The following is a 23,657-nucleotide window of genomic DNA, read 5'->3' on the forward strand; positions in this document are numbered from 1 at the left end:
CCGCTAATACTTCCATTTTTTTTATCCGGGAGATGACATACTGCGCAGGGTATAATTGCCTGCAGGCAGTTCAAACAGCGTATAGCCATTCCTGGTTCCTTTCTTTTTCATATGCCCGCTGCTTTCTTTTACCTGCGCGCCTTCCGCCTCCGGGAGTTCCACGGTTGCCGTGCAATTGGGAGGAACGGTTACCTGCAGGGTAATGCCGCCGGCAGTGCGTTGCCACGCCGTTTTGATTTCGCCTGCGGAAGAGGCAAAGGAGGCATGCGCCCAGCTCAGTTGGGAAGCCGTTAACAGCGGCGGGCGGATCACAAAATGGCGGAAACCTTTCCCTGACTGTGGATCGCGGCGTATGCCGGCTACCCCGTTAATATACCATGCGCCCGGGTAAAGATAGGAACTGTGCAGGAGTGAATGACCGGGCAAATCTTTCTCCCACATTTCCCAGATAGTAGTGGCGCCGTTGGCTTTCATGTAACCCCAGCCGGGATAGGTGGTTTGCGAGGTCATGCTGTAAATAAGATCATCGCGGCCTTCATCACGCAGGAGTTTGAACAGGAGCGCGCCACCGGTAATGCCTACATGAATATGGCCTTTGCGGTTGATGAGGATCTCTGTTTCAAGTCTTTTCATTACAGCAGCCCGCTGTGCCGGTGGTGGCACTTCTGCCAGCAAGGCTGCGGCCAGATTGGCCATAGAGCTGTCGGAATAACTGTGATCAGCGGCATTGTAAAACTTTGCGTTGATAGCGTTACTGGCCTCCGCAGCCTGTTGTTCCCATTGCACGGCGGCAGTATTTTTACCCAATACCCGCGCAATTTTTGCGGCGGTGCGGAGGTTAAATACGCGGTAACAGTTATTGAGGCAAACCGTTTGTGGTTTATCGTTATTCATGCCTTCGGCGGTAGCGCCCGGCCAGAGCCAGTCGCCCAGGAAGTCCCAGGGGCCGCCAAACCTCATGAGCAGGTGATCTTTCGTTTGTGTATCCAAAAAAGCCAGCCAGTTTTTTATCATCTCAAAATTCTTTTCCAGCACCCTTCTATCGCCCTCCTGCTGGTACAGGAACCAGGGCAGCGATACGCAGATGCCACCCCAGGAAGGGCCACCGCCGCCCATAAAGGTGGGCGCCGTATGTGGCAGAATGCCTTTATGCAAATACCGGCCACTCATCAATCCTTTGTGTGCCCAGGCGGTATCATACATGTTGCCTACAATGGATTCGGTTCCCTGCACGTCGCGCCAGTCTTCCATCCATTTGGTATAAAAGGCGCCGAGGTGGTAGTTGAACATGCCCGTTTCGCAGGTAGCGTGTGCATCGCCGCCGTAGCCGAGGCGTTCGCGCTGCGGGCAATCCACCACATACCCGCCGAGTGACAGGTTTTCGTAAGTCCAGCGTACCCGGTCGTAGATCCAGTTCTGTAACGAATCCGAGCAGGCGAAGGTAGTAGCGGGTTCATAGGCCGTGCGTACCAGCCAGCCGCGGATATCGTCCGGGGAGGGTTTGTATTTCAGTCCGCGGATCGTAATCCACCGGCCGGAGCTGTAGTTAAAATGATTGCGGAATTCACCGTGTCCTTCTTTGCCGATGATAAAGGCGCTGTGCAGTCCAAAGGTCATATCCATCTGTTCCCTTTCGGAGAACTGAAAATCGATCCGGTCGCCGGGTTGTCCTTTTACGCGGATGGCGGTCCAGCCGGCGAAATTCACGCCCATGTCTACACGAAAACTCCCATCCGGGCGGGCTACAACCGCCACGGGTGTTATTTCGTTCATTACTTTATTGGGCTCCGTCATTTGTGCCGACAGCAGCAAACGGGGATGGTATTCCGTGGCTGCGCGCCAGGTGCTTTCATCGGCCTGGATGGTGTTCCAGTTGTCTATCTCTTTACTGGCATCCCACAACTCGCCGCCCATGCGGTTGGAGTCCCATACGCCGAGGAGTTTATTGGGACTGGGATGTGTGAGCCAGGTGCGGTCTGTTTTAAGGAACACGGCAGGTGTTGCCGCGTCCTTATTATAAATGGCGGCCTGTGCTATCACGATAGGCGTTTGCGGCTTGCCTGGCGCAATATAGGGCCCGAAGATAGACCAGGAGGTACCGAGCCAGAGGGTGACCACATTTTTCCCGGGATGCAGTGCCGACGCAATATCGTAGGTCACATAGCGCGCCCTTTTCACATGATTGGTAACTGCCGGGGCCATCACGCCGTCGCCTATCTTTTTTCCATTCACATACAATTCATGAAATCCTACAGAGGCAATAAAGATATTGGCTTTCTGTGGCTGTTCTGTGAGGTCAAATGTTTTCCGCAGCCAGGGGTCAGCAATATTGCAATCCCGCTGGCGTGGATCAAAAATCTCGTCCGAGCCTATCCATGTAGCTTTCCAGCTGCCGGGTTGCAGCAAACCGGTAGTCCAGGTAGCGGTGGAACTCCAGTCTGATACACGCCCCTTCTCGTCCTTTACGCTTACTTTCCAGTAGTACCGCTGATCCTCCCGCAGGGGCCTGCCTTTGTAGTCGATATGCTGCATATCGTCTGTAGTTACCCACCCCGTGGACCATACCGTGCCTTTATTGCTTTCCAGCTCCTTTGCCGTGGATGCCACCAGGATACGGTATGCCGTTTGTCTTTGCCCATAGGCATTGGAATCGGTGGCCTGCAATGTCCAGCCCAGGCGGGGTTGCAGCTCATCGATGCCAAGAGGATTGACCAGGTACTCACAACGGAGATTCACGGGCAGTACGGACGACTGCCCCCTGGCGCAGATAGCGGTGGTGCATAATACCAGCAACAGCAAAAGGGGAAACCTGTTTTTCATAACGGATAAACGACGCTTTTTACGCGGGTGAACTTAAAGTTAAAAATTTGTCCGGGCAACCTGTACTATCCTGCAGCTGATAACTGCCGGGAGAATTGTATCTTTATACAAGACTTCTTTCTACTTACTCCTAAAGGATGCGTGAATGAAAAAATCACTGCTGCTGTTCTACTGCCTTATTTTATGGATCCTTCCCGCTATTGCCCGCCAGGAGCCGCCAGATACGGTTAAAACCGGCATATACATTACCAGCATCCATGATATCGACTTCAAACAAAGTGAGTTTACCGTGAACCTCTGGTTATGGCTCACCTATAAAAATAAACAATTCGATTTTGTACAGAACCTGGAAATCCCGCAGGCCAAAACTTTTACAAAATCCTACTCCACCATCGACTCCTCCAATGGCCGGATTTATTTGCTGATGAAACTGCAATGCGTGATGAAAGATTCCTGGCGCATCAACAACTTTCCCTTCGACCGGCAGCGGTTGCGGTTTTCTATTGAAAACTCCCAGTTCGATTCCAAATCACTGGTATTTTCGGTGGATTCGCTGGGTAAACATTTCGATCCCCGCTTTACGCTGAGAGGATGGACTATCGACAGCTTCCGGATAAACACTGGTACAAAAGCCTATGAAACTGCCTTTGGCGACAACAACATTCCCAGTCCTCATACAGAATACAGTAATTTTACCGTGAGAATAGGAATCAGCAGAGATGCCACCCAGTTGTTCTGGAAGATGTTTCTCGGTATGTACGTTTCTTTCCTGATTGCGTATATCTGTTTTTATATACACCCCGACAATATTGATTCCCGGTTTGGATTGGGCGTTGGGTCGCTGTTTGCGGCCATTGGTAACAAATACATTATTGATTCTTCCCTCCCCGACTCCACCACTTTTACACTGGTGGATACCCTGCATGGCATCACCCTGTTCTTTATTTTTGTGGTGATCACTTCGTCTGCATGGTCGTTGCAGCTCATTAAAGCGGATAAATTCAGGCAGAGCCGCCGGCTGGATATCGGGTTATCGATAGTGGTGCTGCTGGTGTATGTGCTGCTGAATATTTATTTTATTACGCAGGCGGTGTATGGGAAGTAGTCCCATCTCCCTACTTCTTCACCCGGAAAAAACTGATATTCTTTCTCTGTTCAAAGCCCATGTGCTCATACAAACGCACTGCACGTTCATTGGTCCGGGTTACATGTAAAAAAGAGGTAATGCCCGCACCGGCGTGCTGATAACATAACTGTGTAATCAGCTTTTGCGCATATCCGCGGCCGGTATGCTCCGGGTGCGTGCAAATAGCGCTTAATTCTGTAAACCCGGTTAGCTGCATCCGCTCGCCGGCCATAGCGATGAGTTGACCGTTGTGCCGGATGCCATAGTAATTGCCCATCAGGCGGGTACCGTGATTGAAAAAGCCGGGCTGGATGCTATTGATCAGTTCATACATATCGCCGGCGTCTTCCGGTCCCAGCAGGGAAACCATTGCCGCGTCTTCTTCTGATAAAGGTGGGGGCATAGTTCTCCGCACCATCTGGGCGCAGGGCAGTTCATTTTCTACGGTCCAGCTATCTGGTAATACAGGCAATTCGCCGATGATATAGAATGTTTCCCCGGCATCGATCAGCGTATCCAGTGCTGCAATGCTGTCGTTGTTCGTTTGCCTGGCGGCAATAAAGGGCGCAATTTCCCGGCGGTATCTTTTAGCCTGGTCTGTTCCTTGTGCAAAGTGTGCATGCTCACTGGTTAACGCACCCCAGGCGGGGTTGTCTAAAATGGTTTCCTTCATGGGGCTAAATTATGTATTTATCAGAAGAAATAACCGGAGCGGGATATTTTTTGTCGGGTGCTAACGTGAACGGATATATTTTTCAGGAAGTATCCCCTATAAAAAGGCGGTTCCCTTTGGAGGAAACCGCCTTTCTTTTTATACCTGTTAGTGTTCCAGGTTTAATATTTCTATTCTTCTGAAATCAACGGGTTGACCTTCGCTTTGCAGGGCAATAAAGCCTTTGGAAAGCAGCTTGCCATCAACTTTAATGGTAGAGTCGTAGTTCTTTACCACGCCGCCGCCAATCTGCGGTTTGGAATACTGCAATACCGTATCGCCGTTGATGATATGTGTGATCAGGGAATCGCCGAGTACAATCAGTTCGCCCCTCACCCACTGCTCACCATCATATGTTTTGGAGGTAGATTCGATACAATGCGTTTCGTCCAGTTTTCCTTTGTATACCACATTGGTGCCAGGGGAACACATGTTACCCGTGGGTCGTGGTTTTCCATCTCCCAAACCGGCCAGCAGCTGCATTTCCACGGAGATGGGCCAATCCTGTTCTTTAGGCATGGTGCGTGGGTCCTGGGAGTGAAACATCACGCCGCTGTTCAGCAGGGTATATTCCGGTGCAGACGGATACCATTTTCCCACAAACCGGTATTCAAATTTGAGATGATAATGCGAGAAGGGTTGTTTGTAGTAGAGATGCCCGAACTGATCGTTAAAATCGCCGTACTGGTCGTAGCGTATTTTGATGATACTGTCTTCCACCCGGAAAGTATTTCCGAAGTTCTCTCCTGTTTCGTGGTGATGGATTTTCACGATCCAGTCGTTGATATCTTTTCCATTAAACAGGGACACCCATTCGGGTTTCTTATCCTGTTTTTTTGCTTCATTGCAGGAAATACTGCCTGCCAGCAGTGCCATCATCAGCAGTTTACGTAACGTACGGGTTTTGTTCATATAAATAATCAGAGGTTTTATTTTCATTTCTCTTTTTTCCGGCTGCCCGCTGGTTGTATAACACCACCGGATTGCTGTTAAAATAAAATAAAACGGACAGAAAAGTAAATAAACTGTATGATTGGGAGGGATTTATTTGCCGGGAGGAGAAAAAAAAGCCTGGCGGAGGGCCAGGCGATGGGGTATTACAACTGGAATGCAATTGATGCGTCAGGTAGATTATAAATTTTTGAGCCACTATCATAAATAAGGGACTTAATAGCAATACCATTAATTAACCCGTTTGCTGCACTACTGGTAGCATCATCATTTATGAAAAGATAGGCACCATTAGCGGGGCCGTAATCTGCGTTATATTCTCCATAACCATCCATACCACTAACAGCGTCGCGGACAACACCAACATACAAATTCCTGGTTCCGTCAGCGCTATAAGCGGGCAACACAAATTTCTCCGACATGGCGCCCAGGGCAATATTTTTTATGGTAGTAACGGAATCAGCTGGATTAGCCGTGTAGTCTTTACTGTTATTGCGATAGATAGTAACATTTATTTTCCCGGAGCCAAATCCGGTATAATTATTAACAAGGATGAAAGCGATACTATCGCTGGATGGGCGGTCAAAATCACCCGGGTTTACAAAGCGGTTAAATCCCAGCGTAGGATCATAAGCATAACTAAGTGACACTCTATCTGTTTTAACCGTTACAGTAGTATCAACCAATGCCTCAGCAGCACCTGCTTTATGGATACTGATATTTAACTGCTCCTTTTGTTTCAGTACTACGTTAAAAAATCTTCTGTTTGTTGTTTGTGTTTGTGCCAGTTTCCCATCTATATATAAGTCAAGCGTGTCACCGGTTTGGATCACAAAGGGAATATAAACTTCCACAAATTTCTCGCCTTCAAGCACAGTTCCTTTTTTACAAGATAACAGCTGCATACCCAATAATATGCACAACAAAAACATTACAGTAGAATACCTCATTTTATAAAACGTTGATTAAAAGTGGCTGATCTGTAAAACAGACCAGCCACGCCATAAAGAATAATTAGTAAGCAAAGACAGTCCATCCGCTGGCCCAGTTGTTGGTGCCATCAAATGCGCCTCTGTAGGTAGTACCGGTTAAACCTGCAGGTAAACCAGTAGTTAAACCGCCGGTTAAAGCAGGAGATGCAACGGTAGGAGCACCTGTTCTAGGCATGTAGAAGCCAGCAATACCTCTGTTGAACGGATTCACCAGTTTGAGGGAAGCGTTCGGATCAGCAGCTACATATGAAGTGTTGTTGTCAACGCCATCAGGGTACGGTTTAGTACCGGCATATGCAGGGCTGCTGGTAAATGCCAGGTTGAAAGCATGTACCATGTTGTTTTTAATGATTGAAGTACCATCGCTATATCTCTGCTGAGTAGTCTGGTCTGCTGCAGTACCACCGGTTGGAACGGTGTTGTCCAGCAAAATACCATTGTTAAAGCCGAGGAATACAGAGTTGTACACTTCAAAGCGGCTGCTTCTTCTCCACTGCGCTGCTACACCGTATTTACCGGTACCAGAAGGCGCGAAAGTGGTTTTAGTAGCCAGGGCCTGGTTAGGCAGGCCAATGATAGTCAGGTTGGCAATCAGCGGTTTAGTAACCGGCAAAAGTGGCTGACCAAATTTGTTGTTGTCTGATTCAATACCATTAGAGGCACTCTTGTCTGCGCGGGTAGAATCTTCTACTACCAGTGCATACTGAATGCGGCCACGGTAACCGTTGTCAAAATCCAGACCATCGTCCAGCGGGTTAACAACTACCAGGTGTTTTGCATTTACAGTACCTCCAAAGAATTCGATACCATCATCAGCAGCTTTGTACACTTCTACGAAGTCGATTTCAGTTCCGCTACCAACGCCGGCCAGAGTAAGACCGTTGATTTCGTTGTCTGTTGCCAGTTCAAAACCTGCGTACTCGATACGAACATATTTCAGTTTACCTGAATTGTCTGTATCAACAGAACCACCGTAGTAAGGAGTCAATGGAGGAATACCACCAATACCTTCCACTTTGGAAGTATCGCCGTTGTTGGTAGTAGCTCTTCCGAGGATGATAATACCAGCTGTTTGACCGGCAGCAGGAGATGCGCTGTTGGTAGTAAACACAATCGGAGAAGTAGCAGTACCAACGGCTTCAATTTTTCCACCGCGGGAAACTACCAGACCACCGCCTGGGTTAACACCAGGAGTACCTGGAATTCCTTTAATAACAGAACCGGCATCGATCTGGATTACATCGAGGGTATCGATGTATACCAGTCCGCTCAGCAGGTAAGTACCACCTGTGAGGTGAATGGTATCACGGATAGTTTTTCCGGTACCTAAGATACCACTGAGCGTGGCACCATTTGCGGGCACAATCTGGGTAGCGCTCACAGGACGGTTAGCCTGTTGTGCGTCTTTTTTGCAAGATGCTGTGAACACGCTGGCAGCCAGGATAGTTGCAGCTGCGGCGTAGAGGTTAAACCTGGTCATCAAAAAAAGGATTTAAATTAGAAAATAATAACAATGATTGAAACTGTATATACCGGTATGAATACATGCTGGTTGAATTATAATTCCTGCCTGTTGTTAAAAACTATATCCTAACGTGAAACTGTAAGTCCTGCCTGGTTTTGCCTGATAAAATAAGATGTCTTTGTCTTCCTGATACAACATATCCTTCACGGGGTGTTTTTTCCCGTCTCCTATATCTCCATCTCCTGCATTTTTATATATGATAGAATAGCTGTTGAGCAGATTACCGACGTTGGCGCGGAATAACATTTTATCTTTCAGCAGGTGAAAGGCAATTTGTCCATCGAGCGCTTCTACCGGGCGTTCATACAGCGACATATAGGAATTCTCATTAGGCATAAACAGGCGGTTACTCACATAATTATACAGGAGGCTAACAGATACGAATTTCACATCGTAGTACACGCCACCATTGATCATGTAGTTGCTGGCGCCCTGTTGTGGCCTGTCTTCCCAATCCCCGATATCCTGTTTCAGCACCATCTTCTTTGATCCCGCCGGTTCTTCCACATAGGTAGGATTAATGGCTTTCCGTACCCGTGAAAACAGCCTCGTTCCATTGCCGTACAAGGTGAGATTGCGGATCACCGGTACATCAATAAAAGACAACGATTTCCTGATTTCCATCTCCACTCCCCTGTTCTCTGCCTGGTGATTATTAAGCAGGGTGAATTCATTAACAGCATTAGCCTGGTAAATCTCCATCGGGTTGTCTATTTTCTTGTAGAAAAGTGACAGGGATAAAATTTCACCGGGACCGGGATAATATTCATACCGGAAATCCAGGTGCTTTAATTTGCTGGATACGATAGGTCTTGTACTGTTATATTCTCCTCCCAGTTCAAAATCATATTCGCTGAAGAAGGATAGTTCGCGCAGATCCGGCCGGATAATGCTCTGGGCGTATGTTGCGCGGAAGTTCATTTTAGGCGTAAGGCTATACGTCAGACTGGCAGAAGGAAACAGGTTCCAGTTCTTTTCCCTGTTATAAAGGGAGCTGAGATCATACGCTTCATGGTCTGTAATTTCACCGATACTTTTTTCCAGCACCTCATTAATGCGGTTGATGTCGTAATATTCTGCACGCACACCCCATACCAGCCGGAGCTTACCTGCCAGTTTATGATCAAACATACCATAAGCAGCATGCAGGGTGGCATTGCGTTGGAAATTATCGGAGAAGTCGTCAAAGGCAAACGTGTAACCTTCGTGAGCAGGATTAAAGAAATAATCCATCGGCTGTGGAATCTTGGAATCATATCCACCTGTACCGGCGCGGGCTACGTAAAAGGAGCGGTCTTTATACCAGCCGGCATATCCTGCTTTAAAAGTATTAGTAACTGCCGCATTCCCGATATTAAAGCGGAAGGGCACTACGGTATTCACATCCCAGTTCAGATCCGATTCATAAGCACGTGTCCACCAGCGCATGGCGCCATCAATACCGCGGGATTGCGGAGGACCTACCATCATAATAGGAGAAGTTGTAAGACTGTCGTCCGGAGCTGGTGAACGCAGGTAATGATTATCCGGCCGTTGCCTGTCGAGATGCACATACGTACCGGACCATTGCACTTTAATCCCTTTACCACCAACTGCATGTTCTCCTTTCAACTGCGTTTGCCACAATTTTGTCCATTGCACATTATCGTAAAAGCCAATCGTTGGCGCAGGTACTCCAATACCACTACCATCTACCCCCTTTCCCATAAGGAGTTGCTGGTCCAGCGTATTTAAATAAAGGCTTTGCAGGCTTATTTTATGTTTACCGGCGCTATAGCCTATTCCTGCCAGAAAGCCGGTGTTTGTAGAAAACCCATATTGCTTGCCTTTAAAAAGAACAGAATCTTTCTTAGTTACCAGGCTGGGAGCATATATGTAGCCGTCCTTCTCTCCCATCCTTATATCCTGTGTTTGTAAGGTATTGCGATAGCTGGCACTGGCGATCAAACCCAGCTGCCGGCCTTTACCCAGATTGAGCACATGCCCCCATGACAACTGGTAGTTTTGCGAAGGGTGTGCATTCTTCTGGTATACTTTCCAGTTATTGGAAATAGAAGCCGGATCTTTTAATACATGCCCCGTACCTGTACTGCCCGGATTGGTATTAGCCAGGATATCATCCAGGTTTTTCCAGTTCAGTTTTCCAAAGAGATCACGGTGGGAAGATGGTTTGCCAAGATACTCGCTGCCGCCTATTTCCAGGCTGTTGAATGCTTTGCCGGTAGTATTATCATTGATGCTGCCGCCAATGGAAATGGTGAAAAAGTTTTCAGTAGGAATGGCTTTTGTTTCCACGTTCACCAGTCCGCCGCCAAACTCCGCGCTCATATCCGGTGTAATGGTTTTATATACGGTGATGTTATCGATAATGTTAGAAGGGATAATATCGTAACTGAAGTTCTTCCTGTTCAGTTCTGTGCTGGGCATGATCTGGCCGTTGAGCATAGCAGCGTTGTAGCGTTCGCTCATACCACGCACCACTACATATTTGTTGTCTACTGTGGTTACACCGCTGATGCGTTTCAGCACCTCTCCCACATTTTTATCGGGTGTGCGGGCAATCTGTTCTGCACTGATGCCATCGGATAAGCCGGCGGCATTTTTCTGTTTGTTATAGAGGGCGGAAATTGTTTCCCGCTTTGCCGCGGCGCTTACTGTTACTCCTTTGAGGTTGGATGATGAGGTAGCCAGCATTACATCTTTCAATGTTACCTTACCCGCTTTTACCACTACATTGTTAAAGCTGGACTGGGAGAAGGCCAGGTGACTGAAACGTATGTTATACGTACCTTCCGGCAGCTGAAGGCTATAAGTACCGTCCACACGGGAAGTAGTAACGTGATTGTTATCTCCTGCAAAAATGGTTACGCCGGGTATGGATTCATTCTGGTCATTAAAGATCTTTCCCTGCAAAGTGCCTGTCAGTACCTTACTGGCTACCGTAGCTTTACGGTCTTCATTGCGGATAGCAATGATATTGTCTTTCACCTCTACGTCGAGCGGAAGTTGCTGATCCAGTAGTTGTAATAATCCGGATAAGGAAAGCGTGCCTTTGGGAATATTGATGCTTAAAGATTCCACCTGGGCGGGATCATACAGGTACCTGTAGTTTCCCTGCTGCTGCAATGATTTCAGGATTTCCTTCACCGGTTGTTTTCCGGCAGGCAGTTTTACCGTTTCCGATAATCCCTGGTATTGCTGGGCGTGCAAAAGTGAACTGTTGAGTAGTGAAACAAAACACATCATTAAGCATAATCTGCGTACAAATGGCATCATTGATCGTATAGCTTTTATATTGTTTTTAAAAACGCCCCATGTGGGCAATGGTATGGCCGCACAGCAGTTCCGGCTGCTGACAGGTTAAAAAATATGAACGGGTATGTAATTAGTTTTTAGTGATTGTGCATCCTTCCGGTGTATATTTCACCTGTAGTTTGTGAACGAAGGTGATAGCTGATATAATTGTTTTGAAATCGTCTGATGTATTAAACATTCCTGAGATACGCTGCTGACCAGCATCTCCTGTTGCAATCACCTTTTCACCATACTGCCAGGATAATCTTCTGCATACCTCTTTCAACGTAGCATTGTTAAAATAGATTTTGTCTTTCATCCAGCCGGTAGCATTAAAAACGGCGCTGTCGGTGATGGCTTCCTGCATATTATTTCCTTCAAAGTTCACGGCCATTCCCGGTGTGAGTACCTGTGTATCGTTGCTGTCGGCCGATGCTACCGCTACTTTTCCTTCCAGTAAGCTGATGCAGATAGCCGTGTCCTGCCGGGTAAACGCGCTGATGTTAAAAGCGGTTCCCAACGCGGTAGTGGTTACATGCGCCGTGTGCACGCGGAAAGGCAGACTACTGTTTTGCGCTACTTCAAAATAGGCTTCTCCAATCAGTTCCACATCTCTTGATACTTCATTATAATTATCGGGATAACGGAGCACGGCATTTTTATTAAGCCATATGCGGGTACCGTCTCCCATTACCACGGATCTGATATCGTTGCCGTGATTATTCAACTCCTTCCACTGCTGGCGGGCGATGGGGTTCACCGGTACTTTCTTTCCGGTTGTTAAAAACAGGAAGTATGCGGCGGCGGAGAGGACCAGCATACCAGTGAATACGGCGGCCCATTTCAGGCCCATGTGGCGTACTTTGGTATGCGATGGCAATTCAATAGCGGGTGGCACTACCTGTATAGTGGGTCCTGCTGCTGCTTCTGCCCATTTACCATGTAAGAACTCATCCAGCAGGGTGTGATCTGCTCCCTGCAGGTACGCTTCAACAGTTATCCGTTCTTCTGCAGAACATTGTTGTTTAAAATAACGATCCAGTAATTGCTTCGTGATCACCTTTTTTATTTTGAATGATGTAACTAAATACCAGGACTATACATACAGTACGTATGGGCATTAAAAAGTGAGTAGGTAAAAAAGCGGACTTCACATTTTGGTAACATTGGAATGGGTTCACGAAGCCGTTCAGGGGCGGCTGATCAATACGGGATAGGCCATAGCAGGCGATGTAGCGGCATTTTTGGGGGCTTTTAACCCGCTATTGGAAATACGGCCGCCGGCAACGCCTATCAGTTCCAGCGCCTTGGCGGTGAGGGGATCGGCGGTGCTGCCCAGTGGCTGCAGGGGTAACGAGGCCAGTTCATCTACCTGGTAGGCCGGTACAATACCGGTGCTGTAACCACCCGCTCCTGCTGCGTTCTGTAACTTATAGGTAATGGGCATCAGTACCCAGGGGATACGTTTAGGATTACGGCCATCTGCAATGGTGATCATGCCTTCATCTTTACCCAGGGTAGTACTGCCTATCTGTATGATATTCGTATAGGGTTTGAGGTTATTAACGATCATTTCTGCGGCGGAAGCCGTGTGTGTACCTGTTAATATATATATCTTACTTAATTGCAGCTGGAAAGGCTTTACCTGGTCAAAGGCAACCGGCGTACCGCTTTCCGGGAGCGCCATTGTTTGCGCAAAGGTCATGGTACGGTTTCCCAACCGGCTGTTGCCGGTGTATTTGGCAAAGATACTTTCTGCATTAATATTGTTCCCGATCAGCGCGGTGAGTATGGCGGCCATAGCCGTGCTTCCACCCGGACTGTAGCGCAGATCCAGCACCAGCTGTTTTACGCCCTGCTGTTTATAGTTGCTGAATGTTTGCAATAAGGCGGCGCTTTGTGTATCGTCGAAGTAATTGAAGCAGAGGTAGGCAGTTTTGGGCGTGGTGTTATCCAGGATTACCGACTGCTGCACGGCAGGTTCCTGTGTGATGCCACCGGCAGTTACTTTCAGGATCGTGGTTTCGGTGATGGCGCCGTCTGCACTTTGCGTGGCTATTGTGAGGTCGCCTTTTTTATCGGCAACCAGTTTGGCAAGCAGGGAGGCGGCATTGCCGGTATTGAGCAGTGTACCGTTGATGCGTGTAAAGAGTTGTCCGCGTTTCAGTTCTTTTGAGGCAGCAGGCGATCCGGGTTGCACCAGCTGTACAACGCCCAGTGCGCCACCCGGCGCTTTGGCGTAGCTGATCACGGTAGCTTCCATGCCGTAAATGCTGCGTAAACCAGCGGGATAGGTTGCGGGTACTAAAGGATCGTACATAATGGAGAAGCGGTCGGCCGCATTTTTCAGCTGACCAAACCAGGCGGCTGCCTCCATCGACGGATCGGGAGTTGCCGGCAGGCCATCTTTCCAGTAATAGAAATAGGTCATGCTGTCCAGGATCCAGCGGTTTATTTCCGCGGTGGTAACGGGGCCTGTGGGAGTAGCCGGATCTTTATCCTTACCGCATGCCCACAGCACGCAGGCGGCGGCAATGATAACAGTGGTATTCCCTATATTTTTACGGATGAGGTGTGTGGCGGTCCTTAAATGGGTACGTACCGTGGTAATAGAGATGTTCAGCATGTCAGCAATTTCTTTGTGGGAGTACCCGGAGTCGCGGTATTGGTATACCTTACGGGGTTTATCCGGCAACGACTGGAGCACATTGCTAAGCCGGTGCCTGAGCTGTTTATAATGCATCCTGCTCTCCGTTTCATCTACTGTTCCCGGGCTGGTATGGTAGATATCTTTATGGGCTAAGGCCGATGTGGTGGCCTTCCTGCTTTCATCGATCACTACCCGTTTGGCGATCACAAACAGCAGGGGAAATATGTCTTCAGTATCACTGCTGATCGTATCTATTTTTTCCCATAAGCGGAGGAAACATTGCTGGGTAATGTCTTTAGCACGGTGGCGGTCACCGCAAAGCTTATATGAAAAGTCATAGACTTTCTGGTAGTTAACATTATACAACCTGATAAAAAATATCTCTGCAGACATGCATCTTAGAATATGGAAACCAAAATAAGCCCCCACTATTAACCCAATGTTAAAACCGGGATTTATTTTTGAAGATATCGCCTGTAAAGGGGTTATACTTATACAAATTTAATCATTTATATAATATTGATAACTTGTCTACAAACCGGCCGTTAATATCTTCCAAAGAAATAATTATTTCCTTACCCGGTTGCTTTCTTCGGCAGCCCCGCTCCGCTGCCTGCGCTGCTGCTGGTTTCCGAACGTTTTCGCCCATGTCAGCTTTATAATTTGCGCTTTACCTGATTCTGCCTGGAAGGTCACTTTACTTTTCAGGTTAAACGCTTCTTCTGCCAGCGTACCAAAATAACTACTGATACGCACCGTGCGTAGTATATCCGTTACCGTTAGCTGCAGACTTCCCCCGTTATTGTTTAATTCTTTTTTAAGTCCGGCATTCAGCGCACCGAATGGATCTGCTTTTTTGGAACCATCGTACGTTGTGCTGTTATACCAGCCGGAGATTTCAAGATTGAAACGGGCAGGCAATGTAAAGGCAGTAGAGAAGTTGGTGTTAAAGCCGAAATAATCTTTCTGTACCGGCGTGGCGGTAAAATCCAGTTTAAATTGCCGCCAACCGCCGGTAAACCCGAAGCTCATGTTCCACCAGTCGTTCACCTTCCACGGCACCAGCGCCTGGAGCGACAGGTTATGCTGGAACAACAGGTTTTGCGGAGACACCCATATCACTTCGCCGGCGGGATTGGGTGTAAGCTGGTAGCGGGCCACCGGCGCATCATCCTTGCTGTAGAGCAGCGAAAACGAGTAGCCGTGATAGTTATATCCCAGCTTTACATTATTGGTGACGGTTGGCTTCAGCATGGGATTGCCGGTTTCTACCGAGGTAGGTCCGGAGTAAACAACAAAGGAAGCCAGGTCGTTATACGCAGGCCGGCTGATCCTTTTTGTATAAGACAGCTGCCATTCTGCTTCCTGTTTTTTCCAGGTCAGGAAAATGCCCGGGAAGAATTTACCGAGAGTCCGTTTGGTGATCTGTTGTTTATTTTGCGGATCATCCATTTGTGTTTGCGAGTATTCATATCTCAAACCCGCCACCAGCCGGAGCGCCGGATGCAGCTGCGTTTCCAGCGAACCATAGGCAGCTCCTATCGCTTCTTTCATGATGATGTTATTGGTTGCCGCGGTGCTGCTCACCCAGGCGCTATCGAGGAAACTTTCTATCCTGGAATTGCTGTTGTTTTTTGTATAGGTTCCTTTTATACCTGCTTCAATTTTTATTTTGGGAGATAGTTGCCGGCTGTAATCCATTTTAAATACGCCGATGCGCATAGACGACACAGAGAAGGTTCGTTGCACCGGGGCAAAAAGCGTGTCGTTGGTACCGGGCGTATGGCCGGCGCTATCTACAAAAGAGCTGACAGCGGAAGAAGGCCGGTTGTTTTTATAGTAGAGATAATCCAGGTCGATATTCAGCTGCTCCCCTTCGCGTATTTTCTTTTCTGCATACACCGATGCGCCCAGGTTATCCCAGTTATTATTCACCCTGATATCTGCATCCATATTATAGGCAGTAGTTTTGTTTACGAGGTATTCCCCGTGATTCACCGTATGATCTGCCATCCGGCTGATGTTGCCGTTGATACTGCCGCCGATGGTAAGTCGTGGCGTGAGGTTCACATCTGCCCCCAGTATAATATTATGCGTGTTCCCTACCGGCTTTATCACGCTGAGAAAATCGGAGGAGCTGGGGCCTCCCAGCAACTGCATATCATCGGTAGCGCGGGCAAACCAGTCGTAATAAGCCCTGTCGTGCGAAAAGGAATAACTTCCATACAAGCCGGTGTTCCGGATGGTGCGGCCAAAATTGAGACTGGCAGCGGCTTTCTCCCCGTAGCCATAACCACCGGTAAGGGAGAAATTTCCCTGGTTCCGGTTTTTCTTTATTACAATATTGATCATGCCGGCGTTGCCGGAGGCGTCGTACTTTGCGGGCGGCGTATTGAGCAGTTCTATTTTTTCTACGTCGGCGGCCGTCATGCCCTGCAGGTAGATCATGAGCTGGTCGGCCGACATGCGCAGCAGTTTACCGTTCAGCATCACCATCACCCCGCTTTTGCCGTTGAGGGCGATCCCGTTGGTTCTCCGGTCGATGTTTACACCCGGAGCGCGTTCCAGTACTTCGAGCACGGAGCTGCCTTTTGTAAGTACGCTGCTTTGTACATTCACAACCGTTCCATACGCCTGTTGCTGCAGCAGTGGTTTACTTGCCTGCACCCTCACTTCTTTCAGCTGTTTTAAGGCGGGCAGGCTATCCGGTGCGGCAGACTGGCCGGCGGCCGGTGCAAATGGCAGGAGGAATAAGGTAAGGAGTAAGTAGTTCATAAAGGATAACTTCTGCTGCAAATAAATGCGTATCTCCGGCGATGGAAAAACCCGGATGACCACGGGCAGCAGGAAATTGACCACCTGCACAAAACGGGCGGTTTCCCGGTAAAACCCTTTAAAAGCGGGGAATGCAGCCGTTCAGCAGTTGTGTTGCGCGGGTGGTCATTTATTTGCTGCCGTTGATATAGTACGGGAGAAGAATCAGCAAAATGTAGTTATCTTTAGTAACAGGTAATTTTTTATATGCTGAATACCACTACAAGCCGGAACTGGCTGCTGAAATATAAACTTTACCACATTCCCTTCTGGTGTCTTTACCATTATCTCTGGTGGGTAGTGGCAATAGGGAATCCTGTGAAAGCCGCAAACTCCATTATCTTATTCCCTTTCTATATCAAGTTTGCGTTTTATGTGATCTTCCAGGCAGCCGCGGTATATTTCAACCTGTATTACCTGATTCCAAAATACCTGGAGAAGGGCCGGTATACAGCCTACATTACGCTGCTGGTAATGACCATCGCAGCAACCGCCTGCGCTATTGTTGGCGGGTATTATCTTTGCTCAGCGGTATCGGGCAAAACATTTGAGGTGCTTTTCGGGCCGGGAGATTATTGCTTCCTGCATTTCTTTGGCAACGCCCTCCCCTCCACCCTTGCCAGTATGACACTGGCCATGAGTATAAAGCTTACCCGGAACTGGCTGCAAACCAAAAGACGACAACAGCTGCTGGAAAAAGAAAAACTGGAAACAGAACTTAACTTCCTGAAGAACCAGTTTAATCCGCATTTTCTTTTTAATACTATTAACTCCATCTTCTTCCTGATCCATAAAAATCCTGACGTAGCTTCCGCTTCACTGGCGAAGTTTTCTGAATTGCTGAGATACCAGTTGTACGAATGCAACGATAAACAAATTTCCCTCAGCAAAGAGATCGGCTACCTGGAAAATTCTATTGAGCTGGAAAAGCTGCGGCTCAATAACAATGTGGAAGTTACTTTTGAGTATTACCGGCAGCCGGTATCACACCTGAGCATTGCGCCTTTTATCCTGATGACCTTTGTGGAAAATGCGTTCAAGCATGTATCCAAACATGCCGACGGCCCCAACTGGATCAGGATACAACTGCATCTCGAAGGACCGCTGCTGGCATTCAACGTTTCCAACAGCAGCGCAGCAGACGAATACAGCGCACCCATTATTGATTATGGCGGTATCGGTTTAAAAAATGTACAGCGGCGCCTGGACCTGGTATATCCCGGTCAATATGAACTGGAGATCCTCCGGGAAGCCGGCAGCTTTGAAATAAAGCTGCAACTGCAACTGGCCGAATTAAGAGTGCCACAATTGTTAGCTACTTAAATGCCTTTATTATGATCAACTGCGTGATTACAGACGACGAACCACTGGCCAGGGAAGGCATCGCCAATTACGTAAAGGAAGTGGATTTCCTCACGCTGACCGGCATCTGCGAAAACCCGGTGGAGTTGGTAAACCTGTTAAAGCGCCAACCGGCAGACCTGATCTTCCTGGATATACAAATGCCAAAACTCAGCGGACTGGATTTCCTGAAGATGGTACAAAATCCGCCTATGGTAATTATCACCACGGCGTTCCCTGAATACGCGCTGGAAGGCTTCCAGTTAAACGTACTGGACTACTTATTAAAACCCATTACGTTCGACCGGTTCTTTAAATCAGCCACCAAAGCTAGGGACTATTACCAGCTGGTAAACCCCGGCATTAAAAACGATGCTGCGCCCGCAGAAGCCGGCGCAGATCACTTCTTTATCAAATGTGGCAGCCGGTATGAAAAAATCCAGGTGGAAGATATCCTTTTTGTGGAAGGCATGCAGAACTACGTAAGCATTTATACCCGTAAGGGTAAATACATGACCCTGCTATACCTCAAAAACCTCGAACAGCAATTACCCGCACAGGCATTTATCCGGGTGCATAAGTCATACATTGTAGCGGTGAATAAAATAGACAGTATCCAGGGAAATGAAATCTGTATACAATCGCACCAGATCCCTATCAGCCGGAATTACCGGGAAGCGGTGATCCAGCAGGTGGTCATGAATAGATTGTGGGATAAAGTTTCGCGGCCGCCATTGCCGTAGGGTTAAAATTTGTATTTTTAGCGCCCTATATCCATTTTAAGTAGTATACCATGAAAGCATACTCGTTAGCCCCGGGCTGGAAAATTTTTTTTTATATATTCAGTATCCTCATAATGGGCGGTGGGGCTGCCGGTTTTGTTTATGTATTTTCAGAGGGGAATGATTCAACAGCTATCACACTTGTGAGTATCTTTTCCGGACTGGCTGTAATTGCTGGCGTATGGATCATCCTGAAAACGTATATGGGCAAAGTGATACATGGGGAAGACTTTATCCGGACAGAAACCCTGTTTGTAAAAAAAGAGCTGCTGTTTAACCAGATCAAGGGCTACACGGTAGATGAACACTATCTTCATCTTATTCCTAATGCCGAAGGATTAAAAAAATTAAAGATCGCCCTTTCTTATAACGGTACCCATGAGCTTCAGGCATGGGCGCGGAAACGTTACAGGAACCTTATTGTATCTAAATCGGAAGCGGAGGAAACGTTAAAAGAAGTAATGTCAGATGAGCGGTATGGCACTCAGCGGAATGAGCGCAAAAACCATCTTAAAAAAGCACGTTGGGATGCAAGGATGGTGACGATTATCAGTTTTATTATATCCGGCTGTATTTTCATTACACCGGTTGCATTGTATGCAGCCATATTGGCTATGATAATACCCTGGGTTGCCATTGCACTTACTTACTATTACAAAGGGCTCATTACGATTTATACGTACAAAGAAAATCCACTGCCCTCCATTTTCCTGGCGATAGTTGTTCCCGGATTTATTCTGCTGATAGACGGAAGCAGAGGTATTCATCTGGCGGATACAACGCATGTCTGGCTACCGGTGATTGCTATTACTTTACTGATGGGATCGTTTATAATCGCTACTGTCAAACACGGAATGCTTATGGCTAACCGGGCATCAGCCTGGGCGGGTACTCTCCTGTATTTATTTTTAGTTCCAACCTACAGCTATGGTGTTGTTATCACGCTAAACACCAGCTTTGATAACAGCCAGGCGCTTTATTATGAAACGCATGTTACCAACAAAAGAACCACCAGCGGAAGGTCATCCAGCCACTACCTGCAACTGGAGCCATGGGGGCCGGTACACAGGATTGAAGAATTGAAGGTACACAGTAGTTTTTACCAGAGAACGCCAGTGAGTGGCAGGGTGGGCATCTATCTGAAAAAAGGCTGGCTGGATATTCCGTGGTTCATTGTTGCGGATGCACAATAACAGAAAAGCCTTTGAATCCTTGCGATCCAAAGGCTATCAACTCAAAGTAAATCTGATTATGTAAATGTAGTCCTGCCAGGTGGTAGATACCAACGGCATCATTTCGTATCCTTTTTTCAGTTAGGTTCCTTTAACAGGTGCCTCGCAAAAACGGGGTAGCCCTGAAAAAAAGAATGGCGGCTTTCAAGAAACAAAACTGCTGGCATTCCTTTTTCCATATATCAGCAATTAAAAATTGTAAGAAGCAAGCCCGGAAAGAACCGTGCCGGAAGAAGTTCCTTCTGCTTTCACCTGCCCATCTACCAATACCTGTACTTTCAGCGTAGCAGAGACATTGGGGCCTAGACCATTGATCACTGCTTTCACGTTCCTTGCAGAAGCCGGTGCAGTAATTTCATTGCTGGTCCAGGTATTACCACTCAGATTGGAGAGTGTAGTTGCCTGGTCATCATATCCAAATACCGCAATATTCAATTCCACACCAGTGGACCCAATGGCTTTAAACACTACTTTGTGGGAAGTACCAGCTGGTTTGTCGTCGTCTTTGCTACAGGAGGTAAACAATGCGGCTACCATTAAAGCCGGGAACAAAATCTTCTTGAGTATTTTCATAAATGACAATTGTAAAACGCCTACTCTTTTTAATGCACAGTTTTCGGCAGCCCTGTTATAAAATTTCCAGAATACAGATGGTTAAAACCTTTATCGGCATCACCGCAAATGTACCCTGGATGGGCTATTTGCACAATACCGGCATACAATGATTTATTTATACCTGTTTTCAGGTATTTTTGCCGGCAACGATCATGTATAAGCAATTGTTTTATATTTTGGCTTTATGAGAAGACTATCTTTCCTGGTATTCCTGCTTACAGCAACTTCCTGGTGTAGCGGACAAACGTTTCCGTTGAATGAAAAGGCACATACAGACAGCCTGGAAAATGTATTGCAACGAACTACATCAGACAGTATCCGCGCCCGGGCAAACTACTCCCTGTCGGAATACTGGGCTGCAAAAGACTCTGTGAAATCATCACAATACCTGGAAAAGGGGAAACAGTACAGTGGAAAAAATCCCTTCCTGCAGGCACTTTATTATTATTACGAGGCGAATATCCAGAAGAAGACGAACCTTGATAAAAGCCAGGCCAACTTTCTGAAAGCAGATACATTGCTCAGCAGGTTTAACACAGCGGAAGCTTATTCTTTCCGGTCTAAAGCCTGGTACGACTACGGCGCTATTGCCCAGCGGAAAGACGACTACAAAGCATTCGCAGAGATTTTACTGAATAAGGCGATTCCATTGGCACAGCAGGCCGGCGATCAAACAGCGGTAGGGAAAAACTACCTGGCAGTGGGCATCGTATTTAAAAATGCAGGGCAGTTTGATAAAGCAGAAACATACTGCCTGAAGGCCATCGAAACATTCAGGAACGCGCACTCTCCTACCCATGAACTGGTGACCGCCTATCATACCATCGCGGAAAACTATTCCCTGTCGGCCCAGAATGCTAAAGCCAAACCCGCACTGGACAGCGCCTGGAAATTACTGGCACCTTTCCCTGAATCCGAATACCTGCTGGATCATTACGCCGCAGAAGGCATGTACTATACCCTTGAAGGGAAATTCAAAGATGCACTTGCCAGTCTTGATAAAGGAATACAACTGGCCAGGAAAAAAGGCTTACGGTATGAAGAACAGCGGTTGCAAATGCAACAGTTCTATGCCTACTTCAATGATAATAATTTTGTAAAAGCAAAGGAAATGGCTGCCCTGCTCATGCAGCAGGAGGAGATGATGAAGCTCGCCACTAACCGGCTCCAGTTGTTTTACGGCATGGCGCTTACCTGTGAAAACCTTCACGAGATGGCGCCCGCCTACACATGGATGAAGCGATACAGTGAGCTAAGTGATAGTCTCTCCAAAGCCCAGCTCACAAACGATGTACACGCCCTGGAAATAAAATACCGGAATGCAGAGAAGCAGAAAGAAATTGACGCACTGAAAGCCAAAAGCATCCAGGATGCGCTGCACACCAAAAATTCCCGGCTGGTAAACTCGCTGCTGGGCGCTGCCAGTGTAATTTTACTGGTGATACTGCTGTTTGCCATCTTCGTTTACCGCAGTAAACAAAAACTGGCGGCACAAAAAGAGCTGACCTACCGGCAACACCTGCACGAAATTGAACAACAGCAGCAACTGCAATTCAGCCAGGCCGTGTTACAGGGCGAAGAACAGGAACGCCGCCGCCTTGCCAGGGATCTCCACGATGGCCTGGGAGGCATGCTTGCCGGCGCCAAAATAAACCTCTCTGCACAGATTGAAGATACCTACTCACAGGGCCAGCGCGCGGAACTGGAAAAGATTACCCTTCAGCTGGATCATTCCGTTACGGAACTGCGGCGCATTGCACATAACATGATGCCTGTTAACCTGCTGAAGTTTGGCTTAAAAACAGCACTCAAAGACCTCTGCGAATCGCTCATGAGTGAGGCTACGCATATCGACTTCCAGGACCTGGGCTTTGAAGATACCCTCCGGGAAGAAGTTCAGATCCACATTTACCGCATTGTACAGGAACTGCTGTCCAATGCGATCCGCCATGCACAGGCTACCAATATCATATTGCAGTGCAGCCAGAATGATCATATCTTTTTTATTACCCAGGAAGATAATGGCAAGGGTTTTGACATGCAGGCCGCAGGTACTGAGAAGGGAATCGGGTTAAGCAACATCCGCAACAGGGTGGGATTCCTGAAAGGAAAAATTGATATCGACTCCGCCGTGAACGAAGGCACCACCATAAATATTGAATTACATGTTGATTAATCCCGCCACACTGGCTATTGTAGACGACCATCCGATTGTGCTTGAAGGACTGCAAAAGTTGCTCACAAATGTGAAGAGCATACAAATTACCGGGTGCTTTACTTCCGGACTGGCTTTTATGTCTTTCCTGAAAGAAAATAAAGTAGATGTACTGCTGCTGGATATTACCCTGCCGGATGCAAACGGGATAGAGCTATGCCGCGAGGTTAAGGCGCTGTCGCCCGATACACATGTACTGGCGCTGAGTAATCATTCGGAACGCAGTATGATCCTCCAGATGATCCAGAACGGCGCTACCGGTTATCTCTTAAAAAATATTTCTTCCGAAGAACTGGTGGCCTGTATCCAGGAAGCCCTCAGCGGCATGATCACTTTCAGCAAAGGCGCCAAGGAAATCATGGCGCGCCCGTCTATCAGTGAACTGAAAGGTATTCCTCAACTCACGAAACGGGAAAAGGAAATACTGCACCTCATAGCAGATGGTAAAACTACCCCTGACATTGCGCAGCAGCTTAACCTGAGCCCTTTAACCGTAGAAACGCACCGGAAAAACCTGATCCAGAAATTCCAGGTAAGAAATGTGGCGGCGCTGATTAAAATCGCTTCCCAGCAGGGGTTGTTATAAAC

16 protein-coding genes are annotated in these 23,657 nt (G+C 47.6%); 6 read left to right on the plus strand and 10 right to left on the minus strand.

The features are described from left to right. Window positions 1–21: 21 nt before the first annotated feature. Window positions 22–2,820 (minus strand): family 78 glycoside hydrolase catalytic domain, encoded by a 2,799-nt coding sequence (locus PV783_RS32175; RefSeq protein ID WP_420990874.1) that lies wholly within the window; start codon window positions 2,818–2,820, stop codon window positions 22–24. A 145-nt stretch (window positions 2,821–2,965) separates the two neighbouring features. Between PV783_RS32175 and PV783_RS32180 the strand changes: the two genes are divergently transcribed. Next, on the plus strand, window positions 2,966–3,925 hold the full coding sequence (locus tag PV783_RS32180; protein ID WP_420990875.1) for a hypothetical protein: 960 nt from the start codon (window positions 2,966–2,968) through the stop codon (window positions 3,923–3,925). Between the two features lie 10 nt (window positions 3,926–3,935). Here the strand turns inward: PV783_RS32180 and PV783_RS32185 are convergent, their stop codons facing one another. The 8 genes from PV783_RS32185 to PV783_RS32220 all read right to left on the minus strand — a co-directional run bounded on the left by PV783_RS32185 (window position 3,936) and on the right by PV783_RS32220 (window position 16,845). Beyond that, on the minus strand, window positions 3,936–4,619 hold the full coding sequence (locus tag PV783_RS32185; protein WP_420990876.1) for a GNAT family N-acetyltransferase: 684 nt from the start codon (window positions 4,617–4,619) through the stop codon (window positions 3,936–3,938). A 147-nt stretch (window positions 4,620–4,766) separates the two neighbouring features. After that, complete coding sequence (locus tag PV783_RS32190) at window positions 4,767–5,570, minus strand: 3-keto-disaccharide hydrolase (protein WP_363436487.1); 804 nt, start codon at window positions 5,568–5,570, stop codon at window positions 4,767–4,769. 185 nt (window positions 5,571–5,755) lie between these two features. Further along, window positions 5,756–6,514, minus strand: coding sequence for a hypothetical protein (locus PV783_RS32195; RefSeq protein ID WP_133256192.1), 759 nt, complete (start codon window positions 6,512–6,514; stop codon window positions 5,756–5,758). Between the two features lie 109 nt (window positions 6,515–6,623). Beyond that, a complete protein-coding gene (locus PV783_RS32200) occupies window positions 6,624–8,081 on the minus strand; it encodes a hypothetical protein (RefSeq protein WP_420990877.1) in 1,458 nt (485 codons plus the stop codon). Window positions 8,082–8,177: 96 nt separating this feature from the next. Beyond that, window positions 8,178–11,336, minus strand: coding sequence for a TonB-dependent receptor domain-containing protein (locus PV783_RS32205; RefSeq protein ID WP_420990878.1), 3,159 nt, complete (start codon window positions 11,334–11,336; stop codon window positions 8,178–8,180). A gap of 175 nt (window positions 11,337–11,511) precedes the next feature. Continuing rightward, window positions 11,512–12,480, minus strand: a complete 969-nt coding sequence (locus PV783_RS32210; protein ID WP_079472143.1) for a FecR family protein — start codon at window positions 12,478–12,480, stop codon at window positions 11,512–11,514. 129 nt (window positions 12,481–12,609) lie between these two features. After that, window positions 12,610–14,463, minus strand: a complete 1,854-nt coding sequence (locus PV783_RS32215) for a sigma-70 family RNA polymerase sigma factor (RefSeq protein ID WP_420990879.1) — start codon at window positions 14,461–14,463, stop codon at window positions 12,610–12,612. 174 nt (window positions 14,464–14,637) lie between these two features. Continuing rightward, window positions 14,638–16,845 (minus strand): TonB-dependent receptor domain-containing protein, encoded by a 2,208-nt coding sequence (locus PV783_RS32220; RefSeq protein WP_420990880.1) that lies wholly within the window; start codon window positions 16,843–16,845, stop codon window positions 14,638–14,640. A 246-nt stretch (window positions 16,846–17,091) separates the two neighbouring features. Between PV783_RS32220 and PV783_RS32225 the strand changes: the two genes are divergently transcribed. The 3 genes from PV783_RS32225 to PV783_RS32235 are packed head-to-tail and all read left to right on the plus strand — an operon-like array spanning window position 17,092 to window position 20,200. Next, a complete protein-coding gene (locus PV783_RS32225) occupies window positions 17,092–18,207 on the plus strand; it encodes a sensor histidine kinase (RefSeq protein ID WP_111578362.1) in 1,116 nt (371 codons plus the stop codon). 11 nt (window positions 18,208–18,218) lie between these two features. Next, a complete protein-coding gene (locus PV783_RS32230) occupies window positions 18,219–18,968 on the plus strand; it encodes a LytR/AlgR family response regulator transcription factor (RefSeq protein WP_111578363.1) in 750 nt (249 codons plus the stop codon). A gap of 50 nt (window positions 18,969–19,018) precedes the next feature. Then, entirely contained in the window at window positions 19,019–20,200 is a 1,182-nt protein-coding gene (locus PV783_RS32235; RefSeq protein WP_420990881.1) for a hypothetical protein, read from the plus strand. A gap of 228 nt (window positions 20,201–20,428) precedes the next feature. On the opposite strand, the gene PV783_RS32240 is transcribed toward PV783_RS32235, so the two are convergent. Then, on the minus strand, window positions 20,429–20,812 hold the full coding sequence (locus tag PV783_RS32240; RefSeq protein WP_420990882.1) for a hypothetical protein: 384 nt from the start codon (window positions 20,810–20,812) through the stop codon (window positions 20,429–20,431). Between the two features lie 226 nt (window positions 20,813–21,038). Here PV783_RS32240 and PV783_RS32245 point away from each other — a divergent pair, with 226 nt between their 5' ends. Continuing rightward, the gene (locus PV783_RS32245; protein ID WP_420990883.1) at window positions 21,039–23,030 is read left to right on the plus strand and encodes a tetratricopeptide repeat-containing sensor histidine kinase; all 1,992 of its coding nucleotides are present in this window, start codon (window positions 21,039–21,041) and stop codon (window positions 23,028–23,030) included. Further along, the gene (locus PV783_RS32250) at window positions 23,020–23,655 is read left to right on the plus strand and encodes a response regulator transcription factor (RefSeq protein WP_079472152.1); all 636 of its coding nucleotides are present in this window, start codon (window positions 23,020–23,022) and stop codon (window positions 23,653–23,655) included. The genes PV783_RS32245 and PV783_RS32250 overlap by 11 nt, the downstream gene beginning before the upstream one ends. The last annotated feature ends 2 nt before the right edge of the window (window positions 23,656–23,657 follow it).

The sequence above is a fragment of the Chitinophaga sp. CC14 genome (assembly GCF_048957795.1).
Classification (GTDB): domain Bacteria; phylum Bacteroidota; class Bacteroidia; order Chitinophagales; family Chitinophagaceae; genus Chitinophaga; species Chitinophaga ginsengisegetis.

Bases quoted from the DNA above. Each gene is read 5' to 3' on its own strand.
- PV783_RS32235 (WP_420990881.1), top strand. From the start codon at position 19,019: ATGAAAGCATACTCGTTAGCCCCGGGCTGGAAAATTTTTTTTTATATA.
- PV783_RS32200 (WP_420990877.1), bottom strand. From the start codon at position 8,081: ATGACCAGGTTTAACCTCTACGCCGCAGCTGCAACTATCCTGGCTGCC.
- PV783_RS32220 (WP_420990880.1), bottom strand. From the start codon at position 16,845: ATGAACTACTTACTCCTTACCTTATTCCTCCTGCCATTTGCACCGGCC.
- PV783_RS32240 (WP_420990882.1), bottom strand. From the start codon at position 20,812: ATGAAAATACTCAAGAAGATTTTGTTCCCGGCTTTAATGGTAGCCGCA.
- PV783_RS32230 (WP_111578363.1), top strand. From the start codon at position 18,219: ATGATCAACTGCGTGATTACAGACGACGAACCACTGGCCAGGGAAGGC.
- PV783_RS32180 (WP_420990875.1), top strand. From the start codon at position 2,966: ATGAAAAAATCACTGCTGCTGTTCTACTGCCTTATTTTATGGATCCTT.
- PV783_RS32195 (WP_133256192.1), bottom strand. From the start codon at position 6,514: ATGCAGCTGTTATCTTGTAAAAAAGGAACTGTGCTTGAAGGCGAGAAA.
- PV783_RS32185 (WP_420990876.1), bottom strand. From the start codon at position 4,619: ATGAAGGAAACCATTTTAGACAACCCCGCCTGGGGTGCGTTAACCAGT.
- PV783_RS32190 (WP_363436487.1), bottom strand. From the start codon at position 5,570: ATGAACAAAACCCGTACGTTACGTAAACTGCTGATGATGGCACTGCTG.
- PV783_RS32250 (WP_079472152.1), top strand. From the start codon at position 23,020: ATGTTGATTAATCCCGCCACACTGGCTATTGTAGACGACCATCCGATT.
- PV783_RS32225 (WP_111578362.1), top strand. From the start codon at position 17,092: ATGCTGAATACCACTACAAGCCGGAACTGGCTGCTGAAATATAAACTT.
- PV783_RS32175 (WP_420990874.1), bottom strand. From the start codon at position 2,820: ATGAAAAACAGGTTTCCCCTTTTGCTGTTGCTGGTATTATGCACCACC.
- PV783_RS32215 (WP_420990879.1), bottom strand. From the start codon at position 14,463: ATGTCTGCAGAGATATTTTTTATCAGGTTGTATAATGTTAACTACCAG.
- PV783_RS32245 (WP_420990883.1), top strand. From the start codon at position 21,039: ATGAGAAGACTATCTTTCCTGGTATTCCTGCTTACAGCAACTTCCTGG.